This window comes from Vibrio sp. NH-UV-68 (genome assembly GCF_042940635.1).
GTDB classification, from domain to species: Bacteria; Pseudomonadota; Gammaproteobacteria; order Enterobacterales; family Vibrionaceae; genus Vibrio; species Vibrio pacinii.
The window spans coordinates 807,630-821,791 of sequence record NZ_CP134976.1 but is presented as its reverse complement, the minus strand read 5'-3'; the positions used below and the strand labels follow the sequence as shown (position 1 = coordinate 821,791).

The 14,162-nt window shown below is 43.2% G+C and carries 11 protein-coding genes and 3 pseudogenes; 2 read left to right on the top strand and 12 right to left on the bottom strand.

Annotated elements, in window-relative coordinates; all coding sequences use genetic code 11:
- Positions 1 to 29: 29 nt before the first annotated feature.
- Positions 30 to 296: a glucose PTS transporter subunit EIIB gene (locus ViNHUV68_RS18065; RefSeq protein WP_391090461.1), complete on the bottom strand. Its 267-nt coding sequence runs from the start codon at positions 294 to 296 to the stop codon at positions 30 to 32.
- 103 nt (positions 297 to 399) lie between these two features.
- Entirely contained in the window at positions 400 to 1,254 is an 855-nt protein-coding gene (locus ViNHUV68_RS18060; RefSeq protein WP_391090459.1) for a TRAP transporter large permease subunit, read from the bottom strand.
- Positions 1,255 to 1,472: 218 nt separating this feature from the next.
- On the opposite strand from ViNHUV68_RS18060, the gene ViNHUV68_RS18055 reads away from it, so the two are divergent.
- Positions 1,473 to 2,492, top strand: a complete 1,020-nt coding sequence (locus tag ViNHUV68_RS18055) for an IS110 family transposase (RefSeq protein ID WP_391090453.1) — start codon at positions 1,473 to 1,475, stop codon at positions 2,490 to 2,492.
- 175 nt (positions 2,493 to 2,667) lie between these two features.
- Here the strand turns inward: ViNHUV68_RS18055 and ViNHUV68_RS18050 are convergent, their stop codons facing one another.
- The 9 genes and pseudogenes from ViNHUV68_RS18050 to ViNHUV68_RS18010 all read right to left on the bottom strand — a co-directional run.
- Entirely contained in the window at positions 2,668 to 3,318 is a 651-nt protein-coding gene (locus tag ViNHUV68_RS18050) for a hypothetical protein (protein WP_391090457.1), read from the bottom strand.
- A 226-nt stretch (positions 3,319 to 3,544) separates the two neighbouring features.
- Positions 3,545 to 3,742, bottom strand: a complete 198-nt coding sequence (locus tag ViNHUV68_RS18045; RefSeq protein ID WP_391091865.1) for a DUF6527 family protein — start codon at positions 3,740 to 3,742, stop codon at positions 3,545 to 3,547.
- 73 nt (positions 3,743 to 3,815) lie between these two features.
- Complete coding sequence (locus ViNHUV68_RS18040; RefSeq protein WP_078531858.1) at positions 3,816 to 4,994, bottom strand: ThiF family adenylyltransferase; 1,179 nt, start codon at positions 4,992 to 4,994, stop codon at positions 3,816 to 3,818.
- Positions 4,969 to 5,709 (bottom strand): multiubiquitin domain-containing protein, encoded by a 741-nt coding sequence (locus ViNHUV68_RS18035; protein ID WP_078531857.1) that lies wholly within the window; start codon positions 5,707 to 5,709, stop codon positions 4,969 to 4,971. The genes ViNHUV68_RS18040 and ViNHUV68_RS18035 overlap by 26 nt, the downstream gene beginning before the upstream one ends.
- Before the next feature lie 84 nt (positions 5,710 to 5,793).
- The gene (locus tag ViNHUV68_RS18030; RefSeq protein WP_391090455.1) at positions 5,794 to 8,364 is read right to left on the bottom strand and encodes a 3'-5' exonuclease; all 2,571 of its coding nucleotides are present in this window, start codon (positions 8,362 to 8,364) and stop codon (positions 5,794 to 5,796) included.
- A pseudogene (locus tag ViNHUV68_RS18025) lies at positions 8,309 to 8,803 on the bottom strand (IS3-like element ISVch4 family transposase); the annotation flags it as partial. The gene ViNHUV68_RS18030 and the pseudogene ViNHUV68_RS18025, both read right to left, overlap by 56 nt.
- Positions 8,804 to 8,836: 33 nt before the next feature.
- A pseudogene (locus ViNHUV68_RS18020) lies at positions 8,837 to 9,205 on the bottom strand (IS3 family transposase); the annotation flags it as partial.
- Positions 9,206 to 9,478: 273 nt separating this feature from the next.
- Entirely contained in the window at positions 9,479 to 10,498 is a 1,020-nt protein-coding gene (locus ViNHUV68_RS18015; protein WP_391090453.1) for an IS110 family transposase, read from the bottom strand.
- An 87-nt stretch (positions 10,499 to 10,585) separates the two neighbouring features.
- Positions 10,586 to 11,372 (bottom strand): annotated as a pseudogene (locus ViNHUV68_RS18010) (IS3 family transposase); the annotation flags it as partial.
- Positions 11,373 to 11,544: 172 nt separating this feature from the next.
- Between ViNHUV68_RS18010 and malZ the strand changes: the two are divergent.
- The gene (gene malZ, locus ViNHUV68_RS18005; RefSeq protein ID WP_391090451.1) at positions 11,545 to 13,335 is read left to right on the top strand and encodes a maltodextrin glucosidase; all 1,791 of its coding nucleotides are present in this window, start codon (positions 11,545 to 11,547) and stop codon (positions 13,333 to 13,335) included.
- 282 nt (positions 13,336 to 13,617) lie between these two features.
- Here malZ and ViNHUV68_RS18000 read toward each other — a convergent pair whose 3' ends face one another.
- Positions 13,618 to 14,070 carry a GNAT family N-acetyltransferase gene (locus ViNHUV68_RS18000; protein WP_391090449.1) on the bottom strand — a complete coding sequence of 151 codons (453 nt, stop codon included), beginning with the start codon at positions 14,068 to 14,070 and terminating at the stop codon, positions 13,618 to 13,620.
- Positions 14,071 to 14,162: the final 92 nt, after the last annotated feature.

Here is a 14,162-nt window from a genome sequence, read left to right as displayed (position 1 = left end):
GTTATAATCTTGTATAAATGTAAATCTATTTATTCTGATGCTTGCTTTCTCAACTCATCAGCCAAGGTGTGCACATCAAAGAACACCACTTGGATTTGATTATCGGGTAGGCGAATAAATCCCAGTGCGCCTTGACGACGTAAAAGCTGCTCATCTACCGCGCCCATATCTTTCACTTGAATTCTGAGTCGTGTCGCGCAATTGTCGATTTTGCCGTCTTCGATATTATTAATTCCGCCCAAAGCACCAAGTATCTTGTGTGCTTTAGCTTGCAAATTGCCTTTATCATTGATCATTCTGTCTCTCCTCAACGATGAGTCAGCAGCGTGGAGACTCACCTGATTGATAGTGTTAATTCAAATTTGTGCTTAATGAAAAGCTCAGTGAGTTGCCATTCAACTACATCACACCAAACAGTTTAGGCAGGCCAATAACCAGTTCAGGGAAACACGAGATCACGAAAATCAGTGCAATTTCAACCATCAAGAAAGGAACAATTTTGCGAGAAATTTCTGACACCGGCACTTTAGACACCCCAGACGCCACAAACAGAACTAATCCCATTGGAGGTGTCGCCAAGCCAATCGATAAGTTGGCACACATCACAACACCAAAGTGCACTGGGTCGATACCTGCGCTGATCATGATCGGTGCAAAGATTGGTGCGAAGATAAGAATCGCAGGGCCAGCATCTAGGAACATTCCGATAATGAACAGTAGAACGTTGATAATCGCAAACATCAAGTATGGGTTATCAGTAATGCCGTTCATGAAGTCAGCGACCATATTCGATACGCCAGACAGACTGATCAATGAGGCAAAACCACTAGCCGCCGCTACTATGATAAGGATCGAGGCCGCGTTAACTGCTACTTTGGCAAAAAGTGCATAAGTCGCTTTGGTGTTGGTCACTTTGATAATAAACAGCGACACTGCAATCGCGTAGGCAACGGCCACTGCCGCAGCTTCAGTCGGTGTAAAGATACCACCGTAGATACCCCCTAGGATGATCACTGGAGTCATCAAAGGAAGCAGTGCCAGACGGAAGGCTTGCTTACGCTCCATCGCGGGCGCTCGCTCCATTGGCTGAACACTCGGGTATTTACGAATCTGGAATTTGTTCATGATCATCAAGCCAATACAGAATATGATCCCAGGAGTGACACCCGCTAAGAACATCGCCGCTACAGACGTATTCATAACGAACGCGTACAACAACATGATACCTGATGGTGGAATAATATTACCTAGCACCGTTGCGGCAGCGGTTAGTGCCGCTGAATAGCCTGTGTCATATTTATATAGGGATCAGCATGCCACCAATCGCTGACGTTGCGGCGACAGCCGACCCCGTTAGCGCACCGAAAATGGTTGCGGCCAGAATAATGAAATGGACCCACCCTTTTATCCGGCTTCACAATGAGCCATGATGAATTCGTTAACAAAACATCACTATAAGGGCAGGTCCACATATGAAGATTACTACCGTTGGTCTCGATATTGCAAAGTCTGTTTTTCATTTTTATGGCGTGAATCAAGCTGGCAAGCTCGTTAAAAAAAGAGTTTTGAAAAGAAGCCAAGTATTGGATGCGTTTCGACAACTCGAAGCTTGTAGAGTGGTGATGGAGTCCTGCGGCAGCGCCAACCACTGGGCTCGCGAAATACAAAAAATCGGTCACGAGGTCATGTTAATTGCTCCGCAATATGTTGTGCCATACCGACGTAAAAACAAGAACGACTTCAATGACGCGGAGGCCATTGCCGAAGCTTCTCAGCGTGCCAACATGACATTCGTACCGATTAAAAGTATCGAACAGCAAGATATCCAAATGCTCTTGCGCATTCGCTCTCGTATTATTGGCAATCAGATAAAACTGGCCAATCAGATTAGAGGGTTATTGGCCGAATATGGCTTGACGACAGGGATGGGTAAAGCTGCACTGCGTCGTTATCTGCCTGAGGTGCTTGAAGATGCTGAGAACTCACTAACTCACCTCAGCCGTGAGCTAATTGCCGAACTGCAAGAAGAGCTTCTTGAGTTAGATAGAAAAGTCGCCGAGTACGACAAAAAAGTCGCACTATCGATTAAAAACCTTGATATCTGCGAACGGGCACAAACGATTGTAGGAGTCGGCCCAATTACCGCCGCTGCAGTGTACAGTGCGATAGGTAACGGTCAAAACTTTGCAAATGGTCGCCATTTTGCTGCTTGGTGTGGCTTAGTTCCTCGCCAACACTCAACGGGTGGAAAGTCGACATTAGGGGGGATCAGTAAGAGGGGGAATACGTATTTGCGTACCTTACTCGTTCACGGAGCAAGAGCAACCCTAAGGTATACTGAAAAGAAAGATGACAAGCTGAGTCGTTGGGCCGAAAAACTAAAAAAAGAGAAATCCTACAATAAAGCGTGTGTCGCCTTAGCTAACAAGTTGGCGCGAATCGTTTGGGCAGTCATCTCCAGTGATAAAGAGTATGAACTTCAGTACGCTTAATCGATGTCAATCGCCAAAGTAAAAATCAAAGCAAACCGTTAATACACTACTCACCAACAGTTGCGACATGATTTTGAACTGATGATAAACAGTTAGACTGGGCTCCCTAAGAACTTCCTTCGTCATTGGCTCCTAGAAGCCGTCAGAATGATAAGTTAGGGAGCAGCAGATTGCATCAAGGCCAGGGAACAATCCCAGCAAACAGGCCGAATATATGACGGCAATAATTTTGTTTATTACAGCTCGAAATCACTTGCAAACTGGGTGGGTCCATATATGACTTAACCCAAGACTCATGAAAATATTTGAAAACAAGTTCTGGAAAATCACGTACCCACTTGTTTAGCTCACTGATAGATACGATTTCATATTCAATGTTTAGCTCTGAAAGCTTCTGCGCTTCTTTTTTCCACAGAGCAATATCCTCGGCAGAAATGTCCTCTGCTACCAGTAGACTGAATTTATCTATTGGGATACCCCAGTTTTCATAGTTCTTTAAGAACCTAGCCACTGTTCTTTTGTATTCAGAAGCGTTGTAATTTTTTACTCTTTTCACTTCGTACAATGAATATGTACTTCTCGTACTTTCACTGTTTTCAACGAAAATATCAGCTCCGTATTGCTTTTGCCCTACCGTGCCAATTGGAAGCACTTTAAAAATTGAACGCCGCAATTTGTAACTCACAATGTATTCGATCAAATCACAACAAAAACGTTCAAACATCAAAGGTTCCATTAAATCAAACGGAAGTCTATCTGGTTTTTCAACTGCCGAAGCTTGGTACTTATTAATTTCCGTATTTTCTAAATATTCTGGTAAGAGCATAAATTTAACCCTAGTTAGAACGCTACACTAACAAATAAGCCAAAGTAATCATTTGCGCATAAGCTGATGATATTTAAAATAATTAACCAAAAAACCAATGCCACATTCGCTTAAATAAGCCAACTCTGTTGTTATAGGTATTATCATCGCCTTTAGGTTTTTCTTGATAATAGTTGGCTTTATTGTGCTTATCGTTATCGCGACCGGCAGTTATGGTTTTCTTATCTCATTGTCCTGCCTCAACGATCATGCCCTTTCTGATAAAGTAATGTGAGCGACACTTAAATCCCCAATTTCCAATTGAAGGAGATAATGAAATAGAATCACCATCAAACATTAGCTGCCAATCTGTTGGTGTTATGGGTGTTACTACTTGATTTCCACAACCGCAGCAACAGCTATGAATAGCTGTTGCATACTCCATCGATACGTACAACGTGCCAGGGTCTAACCGCTTCGGAATTGAACGAACAAACTTATGCGCTAGGTGCGTATGTTTAAGCATAGGACTCTCCATTCAGTAGTAGATTTCCATCCGTAGTGTACGTAGAATGATGCTCCTGCTCCAAATCACGGTAAAAACCCCGTATTTTTTTCCACTTTATTACCGCTAGAGCTGCATTTAAAGCGTTTAGATCTGCTACCTGAATATTTGAAGAATAAACATCATTCCCTTCACCACCACCAAATGAGACTCTACCTTCATGGACGTGTTGTCTCTTACCGCTCGTGCTAGCGGTCACTCTCAAGATTCCTCCTAGAGAACCATCTGTCAGCTCTACTCCCATACCTACATCAACAAAAGGAATATCAAGTTCTTCCAGTTTTTGCACTATAGACTTTTTACTGGTACCGGCATCAATACAAATAAAGGCAAAGGTAACTCCATTCAGCAGCTCTAAATTTTCCTCGTCTATGTAAGTTGAACTAGTAGAGATCCTTTTATGCATATTCGAATAGATGCTTTTGAAATACTCAACTTTCTTTTCTGCATCTCGCAGAGCTTCTAGCGTTGGTGCTCCTGGAGCTCTGAAAGCATTGTGTTGCAAAAACTCATCACTATCAAAAAGACGAATATCTCTTACAGGTGTTTTAGCCACTAGATCAAGGATATATGAGCCTGTGCCCCCCAAACCAATTATGGCGACAGACTCTTCAGCAAGCAGGTCGCTTAACGCCCCAATACCAACCCGTCCAGAAGCCGTCTCTGTATAGTTAAATACGCTATCTTCCTCGTCTTCTGGTGTCGAAAACACTTTAGGGCTTATGCCTGAATTCAGTACTTCAGCATGGCCTGACAAAATTGAGGCATATGTGGTCATTTTATGGTAATAATCGGTGTACCCTGACTTAGGTTTACTGGAAAACATATGCTTAGCAGTAATACCTCGACCTAAATCGAATATAGAGCTCTGGAGTACCACAGCATTCAGAGCTTCCCCCTCTGCATTGCACGGCATATCACCATCGAAGTGAACTACATGAGTGTCAGGAATTCGAGTCCTGTCACCAGCAAGAGATAAACTTGAGATAATTGTCCCTCGACATACTTGTCGATTTGAGTTTACGTATGGGACATCACGCATGATCAAGAAACCATTTTTTACCTGGATGAAATATCCTTCATCTCTAAGGCGCTTAAGATCTGAATTAAGATTTATCAGTTGCAGTGACATTGAATACCGTCCCTTTTTTCTTAACTATTACAGAACCACCAGCAGCTAACTCGCCAGCGTGAGGCTTAGACTTTGCATGACGATAAGTCATTGAATAACAGGTATTAGGATTACTAGGCGGATATTGGAACTCGAAAGATACAATCTGCTCATAAGTTACATTTGGGTCATCAAGTACATGTTCTCGTGAATTGACAGTTATGATGTAATCAGGCTTTGGCTTATCAGCCACGACAAAATGCTCAATACCAGCCTCAGATAAATCTACCGTATCATCGGGCTCAATTAATCTATCAGTTCCTCCCCTGACATCTAAAAAGATAGCCTGCTCATCCGCTACATCCGCAAGGAAATAAAGATCGGAGCCATCAATCTCAGGTTTACCCCACACAATCTGACGACCTTTCAAACTAAATTTGAAGTCACGGTCAGTTTTGAATGCAATAAAACGCTCAACTCCACGAGCTCTAAGATCAACTGTCTCGTTTAAGCGGATATCTTCAAAATCACCTGATGGTAGGATAGCGAAGAGACTATAATCATCAAACGAATCAAGCCCTGCTATTTCAATTAACTGACGTCCCGTGGGAACAGGATCTTGTACACTAAGAGAGCGAAACTGCAAGCTATCCAAAGCAAAGAAAATTCGGAAGCCTCGGCCACCGTGAGGGTGGTGGCCTTTAGTATCATGTGGATGTTGTTCTACATCTTTCATTTTGATAGTACCTTTAGTTTTCAGCCAGAACCATTCTGGTCTTACTTACTTAATCGCGACTATCAGGTAGAACCGGTAATTTTTTTAACTTTTTTTTATTGAGCCCGACGGAACCTTACCGCAGATAAAAAATGCGGGACAAGATGGACAACTTCGAGAAGATCTTTTTACGGGGAAATGACCCAGTCTGATCTTCGTAATGATGTCTATGAGTGTTTTCTTTCTGTTGCTCAAAACCTTAGCCGTTAAACTACTCTCTGACGTCAATTCATCGGCTAGGTACAGCGTTTCAACCTTTGCACTTGGGTATGCTTGTTCAGAAGCTAAAATAAAAGCTGCAGTACCCACACTGTCGTCTTTTTTTCGAGCATGCCCTGTCCTAACACGCCGTACTACTTTTCTTCCACTTGGCTCGCTCAAAATATCGTCAGGTCGAACGATAACTTTCTCACCACCGAGAACTAGAGTAATAGGTGAGATGGTAGCTTTTTCCATGCTTTTTCGACTAGAAACAAAATAGTTACTCATTGAACAAGCCAGATCAGTGAATTCTTTGATATACCCATGCTCATTCAATCCATTCATAGCTAAAGCACTTTCAACCACACTTTTGAGCTCTGACTCGTCAAATCCTTCTTCCATATGACGCTGAACCACAAACCTAACTGTATCATGTAGTTTGACATATGATGTTTTAGTCCGCTTCCCCCCAGTTTTGAGCAGGTGGGTGTAAAGGTAACGCCTTGGACATTGTTGATGGAGTCCTAAATGGTTTGACTCAAAGATAAAATCGCGATCAACCGCGATATTCATATCGGTATCTAAGTCAATATGTGGGAGATTGTAAGTATCAACTACATTACTCGTCCTAACTTTATCTTGAATACGCGAGATAAAAGGGGAATGCTTCCATTGTGAATTGTTAGATTTCTTGGTTGGAGCATACATAAACAGCTTATCTTGAGCACGTGACATCGATACATAAAACAAGCACTCTTGCTCTTTTTCATGTTCCGCTTTTAACATCGTAACAGAAGTGTCATCTTCGCCAGTAATCATACCGACCGGAGGTTCACATGCTGGCTTCTGATATGTTCTCGGTAATGTACCTTGGCTCATCCCTGGTAAATGAACAACTTTAAACTCAAGCCCTTTAGCACCATGCATGGTCATCAATCGCACAGCATCAATATTCTGTGCCGAAGCAGGTAACTGCCTCAAATCTTTGTCATCACCCAACCTTAGTAAACGGCGAACTCGCTCTAGCAATCTTGTTACCGGCAAGCCACTAGCAGTTTCAGCAGAGATTGCTGTACGCACAAAGTTCATTAGCTGCCAAATAGCTATGCTTCGGTTTTTGTCTGAGACTACTTCAGAACTACTGAGACGTGCAGCAATGCGAGTTTTGTCAAAAATTAACGTTGCAAGAATTTTCCACGGGTGATCCGTTTTATCAATTCCTTCGAACGCCCTACCCAATTTGGACAACGCTTCTTTTCCAGAACTAGATATCCCTGTGATATCTTGCGAATCAAGCAACCACCCTTTTTCTTCACAACGCTCCGTGCGTAAGTGATTCAAAATGACATCTAAATCTTCTAAAGATAACTCAAATTCTGGCCACCGACCGATACGTACTAATCCGCTCCCCCAAGAGTCTGTCAAAAGTGACAAGAAAGAAAACATATCCTTTACTTCTTCTCTTTCAAATAGGCTACCCAGGTATAGTACGGGAACTCCTAAGAGCTCCAGTTGTTCGGCAAGCTGAGATAGTCGCTCATTGCCACTACACAATACAGCTTGGTCTCTATATGAATATCCAGACTCTTGCATGTCCTTAATTGTTTCAGCTAGAACAACAGCTTGGTCGTCTGCTTTTTCAACTACTTTAAACTCAGGCAGGCACCCAGTTCCCCCCCTATCAGCTATCAATTCGGGACTTCCAATGTTTGCAGACATATCGAAAGCAAATTTGGAATATGCTCTAATTATTTCTTCAGAAGAGCGATAGTTGATTTTTAAACGACCTTGCAATGCTGTTGGGAAGTCCTGAGTACAGTAGCGAGACATACTAACCGAAGAAGCACCCCTAAACCGGTATATAGACTGTCTTGCATCACCTACAGCCCAAAGGTTTTCACCATCTCCACACAGTAGCATCAGCAACCGAATACTACTTCGATTCACATCCTGGTACTCATCAACTAAGACATGATCGTAAAGCGATTGAAAGTGCTTGAACAACTCAACATTGTTTTCTAGAAACTTGACAGGTAGCAGTACTAAGTCACCAAAGTCAATACAGCCTCTAGCTTTCTTTAGTCTTTCATAAGCTTCATAAACCGTTGCTACTTCTTTTGCTTTCAAAGCTGCCGTTTTACTTTCTTCTGTATCTGCAGAATCAAGCATCGCCTTTGCTAAGCGGAAATAATCTCTATGATCAACAACCTCATCCTTAGCTCGCGATATTGCTGATAGTAAATTAGTAATATGTTCTGTAGGATCATGAAGATTTCGGAAGTATTCTAGGCCTAACCGTGGAAACTCATCTTCCAAAACTTCTACTGCTTCCGTCCGTTCCAACAAACGAGTGTAGTGGTCAACTAAAATTGGCCACGGTTTCAGAGTTTTCCCAATATAATCGTTCTGATTCATTGGGCGTTAGGCCACCGTTATACTGATGCGGCCTGAGTTGGCAGTAATATCCGATAATATAGCGGGTGATCTCTTGTTGAGCCTCAGCGAAGCTACGATAACCCACAGTTGGCACCCATTCAGTCTTCAGACTTCTAAAGAAGCGCTCCATTGGCGCATTATCCCAGCAATTTCCTCTGCGAGATAAACTCTGTTTTATTTGAAAACGCCACAGTAATTGGCGGTATTTACGACTGGTATAGTGACTACCTTGATCGCTATGGAACATGACACCTTTAGGCTTACCACGTGACTCATAAGCCATCGAAAGAGCTTTACCTGTTAACCGAGTATCAGGTGATAAAGACATCGACCAACCGATCACTTTACGAGCAAAAAGATCGATAACGACCGCTAAATACATCCACCGATTACCCGTCCAAATATACGTAACATCGCCAACTGATCTGCTCCAGTAAGACTGGACACCGCATTAAGCGACATATTGTTTTTCAAAGTTAACTGGGCTTAGATACCCAAGAGCACTGTGCCTTCTTGTTCGATTATAATCAACTTCGATGTATTCAAAGAGTGCTTGACGCATCTCTTCTCGGGTCATTATCGGCTCGTATTGGACGGTTTCTACTTTCATTGAGTGGAAAAAGCTTTCAACACAAGCGTTGTCCCAGCAATTTCCCTTCCTACTCATACTTTGCTTTAGATTATGAGCTGCGATTAAGTCGCGGTAGTCTTTTGAACAATATTGGCTACCTCTATCACTATGGATAATCACTTCTTCTGGCATGCCTCTGCGGAACAATGCCATTGATAGCGCATCACAGACCAGAGTTGCGGTCATATATGGACCCACCCAGTTTGCAAGTGATTTCGAGCTGTAATAAACAAAATTATTGCCGTCATATATTCGGCCTGTTTGCTGGGATTGTTCCCTGGCCTTGATGCAATCTGCTGCTCCCTAACTTATCATTCTGACGGCTTCTAGGAGCCAATGACGAAGGAAGTTCTTAGGGAGCCCAGTCTAACTGTTTATCATCAGTTCAAAATCATGTCGCAACTGTTGGTGAGTAGTGTATTAACGGTTTGCTTTGATTTTTACTTTGGCGATTGACATCGATTAAGCGTACTGAAGTTCATACTCTTTATCACTGGAGATGACTGCCCAAACGATTCGCGCCAACTTGTTAGCTAAGGCGACACACGCTTTATTGTAGGATTTCTCTTTTTTTAGTTTTTCGGCCCAACGACTCAGCTTGTCATCTTTCTTTTCAGTATACCTTAGGGTTGCTCTTGCTCCGTGAACGAGTAAGGTACGCAAATACGTATTCCCCCTCTTACTGATCCCCCCTAATGTCGACTTTCCACCCGTTGAGTGTTGGCGAGGAACTAAGCCACACCAAGCAGCAAAATGGCGACCATTTGCAAAGTTTTGACCGTTACCTATCGCACTGTACACTGCAGCGGCGGTAATTGGGCCGACTCCTACAATCGTTTGTGCCCGTTCGCAGATATCAAGGTTTTTAATCGATAGTGCGACTTTTTTGTCGTACTCGGCGACTTTTCTATCTAACTCAAGAAGCTCTTCTTGCAGTTCGGCAATTAGCTCACGGCTGAGGTGAGTTAGTGAGTTCTCAGCATCTTCAAGCACCTCAGGCAGATAACGACGCAGTGCAGCTTTACCCATCCCTGTCGTCAAGCCATATTCGGCCAATAACCCTCTAATCTGATTGGCCAGTTTTATCTGATTGCCAATAATACGAGAGCGAATGCGCAAGAGCATTTGGATATCTTGCTGTTCGATACTTTTAATCGGTACGAATGTCATGTTGGCACGCTGAGAAGCTTCGGCAATGGCCTCCGCGTCATTGAAGTCGTTCTTGTTTTTACGTCGGTATGGCACAACATATTGCGGAGCAATTAACATGACCTCGTGACCGATTTTTTGTATTTCGCGAGCCCAGTGGTTGGCGCTGCCGCAGGACTCCATCACCACTCTACAAGCTTCGAGTTGTCGAAACGCATCCAATACTTGGCTTCTTTTCAAAACTCTTTTTTTAACGAGCTTGCCAGCTTGATTCACGCCATAAAAATGAAAAACAGACTTTGCAATATCGAGACCAACGGTAGTAATCTTCATATGTGGACCTGCCCTTATAGTGATGTTTTGTTAACGAATTCATCATGGCTCATTGTGAAGCCGGATAAAAGGGTAGGTCCATTTCATTATTCTGGTACTCATTGACCAACCAACTACTTGCCGTGAGTACAAGTCGATAACAACGGCTAAATACATCCAGCCTTCGCTTGTCGCTAGATAAGTGATATCTCCAGCCCATTTTTGGTTTGGTGCTGTCGCATTAAAGTCTTGCTCAAGCAAATTCGGGGCTACAGGAAGTCTATGCTTACTGTCTGTCGTACATTTGAATTTACGGGCGGCCTTCGCAACTAACCCCTGACGCCTCATGCTCGCGGCGATGGTTTTTACATCGTGTTTATTACCATTTTCTTCAAGTTCTTTTTGAATGCGCCTTGCACCATCACGTTCCTTTTTATCATCAAAGACTTCACGAACTTTGCTATCAAGCTGCTTTCGGTGTTCGTTGCGTTGGGTGACTTTATGCCGATTATCAATCCAATAATAAAACCCACTTCGAGAAACCCCAAACACCTCAGCCATACGGACAACCTTATACTGCATCAGGTGTTCGAGCATAAACTCATAGCAATCTACTTTAGATTTTTCGCGAAGTAGGTGGCGGCCTTTTTTACGATATCTAGCTCTTCAGCTTGCTCTGCCAATAATCGTTTGAGTTTGGCATTTTCAGTGGCTAGTTCCCTTCTCTATCGCTGATTTTCGCATCTTTTTTGACGGCTTTACGCCACCCATAAATTTGAGATTCATATAGAGAAAGCTGTCGTGCGGCGGCAGCGACACCGACTTTCTCTGCTAACTTAAGCGCTTCGGCTTTAAATTCAGGAGCATGTTTAATTCGTGTTTTCTTAGTTGTCATTGTTCACCTCGTTAGTGATTGTACTCACTTAACTCAGTGTCCAAAACTTCTGGTGCGGATCACCCATACAAAATGCCAAACTATGCACATAATCAAGAGGTATTGACGCAGTGAAGCCAAGGCAGACGCTATAATTTTTCAGCATTCCAATCTGCTACTTTCAGGAGCTTCCATGTCTTTTCCTTTTCTCTATCATGGACAAACCACCCCATGGGTTACCCTTGAGCGTCGTAAGCTCACGCTCACCTTAGCCACCGATAAAACCACGCCGTATCATCAAGTGCAGATTCGTCACGAACCGGACAATGAAGAGTACTTTGCCGCCATGTCCGTCGTCCAAGAGACCGAGCATTTGCGATACTGGCAAGGTGAGTTCGAACTGCGTCATGACCAACCACTCAATAGTTACACCTTTAAACTTATCCTTGAGAAGCAGCAGTATTGGTTGAGCGCCTGTGGCGTGACTAAACGTATGCCTGGCCAAGAAAAACATTTCAAAATCAACCCAGACCAGCGGCCTCCAAGCTGGGTCAAACACCAAGTTTTTTACCAAATTTTCCCGGACCGTTTTTGCAACGGCAAACCTGAAATCAGTACTCAAGACAATGAATATCAAGTCGCTGATGAACGAAAAACTATAGTCGCCAAACAATGGGGGGAACCCGTCGATAACCAGAGCGGAAACGGTGGGTACGAATTCTACGGTGGTGACCTTTACGGCGTTGAACACAAGCTCGATTATCTACAAGAGTTAGGCATCACTACTCTGTATCTCAACCCGATTTTTTCATCGCCAAGTAACCATAGATACGACACGATGGACTACTATAATATCGACCCTCATCTTGGCAACAATCAACACTTCGCCGCGCTGTGTGATGACATCCACCGGCGTGGAATGAAGATAGTATTGGACGCTGTGTTCAATCACACCTCAACCGAGCATCCTTGGTTCAACCGCTTAGGTTGGCATCAAGACACTGGTGCGTATCAATCGAGCCAATCACGCTATCGAGACTATTACTTCTTTGAGGGTGATAGCCAACGATACATTGGTTGGAAAGGGATCAGAAGCTTACCTGTATTAAACTTCGAAAACGCTGACGTCCGAGATGCCATTTACCAATCAGAAGATTCAATCATCAAATATTGGCTCAAGCCACCCTACAATATCGATGGCTGGCGATTTGATGTAATTCACATGCTGGGCGAGGGAGAGGGCGCGAAAAATAATGCCCACTACGTGAAGGCATTTCGCGATTCGGCGAAAGCCGTCAATCCCAATAGCTATGTATTGGGTGAGCACTTTTTTGAAGCCTCTTCGTGGCTGCAAGGCGACCAAGAAGACGGCTCGATGAACTACTACGGCTTTGCCCATCCACTGCGTGCACTATTGGCAAACAAAGATATAGCGCTCGATCCCATCAACATCACCATGTTTGAGTTTAGAGACTGGCTAGCCGAAGCAAGGGCAAAAATACCTTGGGATAATCAGCTTGCCCAACTCAATCAGTTAGATAGTCACGATACCCCGCGCTTCTTTACTTTGTTAGACCAAAACCAAGCGCTGTTTAAGATCGCCGTCACCTTCTTGTTTACTTATGTCGGCACACCCTGTCTCTATTATGGCACTGAGATAGGCATGCAAGGTGGGGCGGATCCGGACAATCGCCGATGCATGGAGTGGGATAAGTTACAAGAGTCACAGCTTCTGCCCTTTTTTAAGCAGCAGATTGAGCTAAGAAAAACGCGTCCTGCCCTTCGCTATGGCAGTTACATCGAACTCTACTGCGATGAGGCGTGCTTGGTATTTGCTCGAACCTGTAGTGAAGATACGGTACTTGTGGGAATTAATCTCTCGCAAGTCGAAAAAGACGTGTCTCTATCTGCTGAGCAGACTGAGCTTCTAAACCTATCGAGTAGCAAACTATTGATTGGCCCCGTGCAGAGTTTGGTCGTTTAACAGAGGGTTCATTACTACACCCTTGTTCTGCATTAAACTGAGCAAGGGTGTTCACAATAAGGAGTCTCTTTGTTGGTCAGTCAGATGCCCGAAGGCACACTCTAATTTGCTTTATCACTATGTTATAATATCGACCTATTTCTTACATGTAACCCGGCATTTACACATATTGATCTACTGGGTCAGCACTAGCTTCAACTAAGAAAATTAAAAGTATCTCTATAAATCACACAAATAACATAACTTAGTAAATTTTCTTGGGGGGGAGGAGGTACTCATTATTTATTGCGTGTGCAGCTTTAAGGAATAATGATACGTTCCTGATTGTCTTCTATAACCTAACGATTCGTATAATTTTTGGGCATTGACATTACTCTCCGCTGTCTCTAAAGCGAGTCCTTTAACATTGTCTTTTAGCGCCAAATCTTTTGCTGCATTCATTAGTTTCCTTGCAACTCCTTGCCTTCTTGCCTTCTCTACAATGAATAAGTCGTTAAGAACCAGAATCTTATCCGCCAAAACAGAAGAAAAACTTGGATACAATTGTGTAAAACCTAAACCATTTCCGTGTTCATCAAGTGCTAGAAAGATAACTGATTCATTGTTGATGAGACGTGACTCTATAAATTCACGCGCTACACCAAGATCACTACTCTGACCGTAAAATACTCGATATGAGTCGAAAAGAGGGGAAATGAGGTCTATATGTTGAATTTTCGCTTTTACTATTTCCATCTGCTAAACCATTTCACTTGTAATAAAACATATCACTCGCAAAGTTGTTAACAACGCGACCACAAACACTAGGTCTTTGTGACATAGGCATT

Excerpts from the sequence above, each read along its gene's own strand:
- ViNHUV68_RS18065 (WP_391090461.1), bottom strand. The coding sequence starts at position 296 with ATGATCAATGATAAAGGCAATTTGCAAGCTAAAGCACACAAGATACTT.
- ViNHUV68_RS18040 (WP_078531858.1), bottom strand. The coding sequence starts at position 4,994 with ATGTCACTGCAACTGATAAATCTTAATTCAGATCTTAAGCGCCTTAGA.
- ViNHUV68_RS18035 (WP_078531857.1), bottom strand. The coding sequence starts at position 5,709 with ATGAAAGATGTAGAACAACATCCACATGATACTAAAGGCCACCACCCT.
- ViNHUV68_RS18045 (WP_391091865.1), bottom strand. The coding sequence starts at position 3,742 with ATGGAGTATGCAACAGCTATTCATAGCTGTTGCTGCGGTTGTGGAAAT.
- ViNHUV68_RS18000 (WP_391090449.1), bottom strand. The coding sequence starts at position 14,070 with ATGGAAATAGTAAAAGCGAAAATTCAACATATAGACCTCATTTCCCCT.
- ViNHUV68_RS18030 (WP_391090455.1), bottom strand. The coding sequence starts at position 8,364 with ATGAATCAGAACGATTATATTGGGAAAACTCTGAAACCGTGGCCAATT.
- ViNHUV68_RS18050 (WP_391090457.1), bottom strand. The coding sequence starts at position 3,318 with ATGCTCTTACCAGAATATTTAGAAAATACGGAAATTAATAAGTACCAA.
- ViNHUV68_RS18055 (WP_391090453.1), top strand. The coding sequence starts at position 1,473 with ATGAAGATTACTACCGTTGGTCTCGATATTGCAAAGTCTGTTTTTCAT.
- malZ (WP_391090451.1), top strand. The coding sequence starts at position 11,545 with ATGTCTTTTCCTTTTCTCTATCATGGACAAACCACCCCATGGGTTACC.
- ViNHUV68_RS18015 (WP_391090453.1), bottom strand. The coding sequence starts at position 10,498 with ATGAAGATTACTACCGTTGGTCTCGATATTGCAAAGTCTGTTTTTCAT.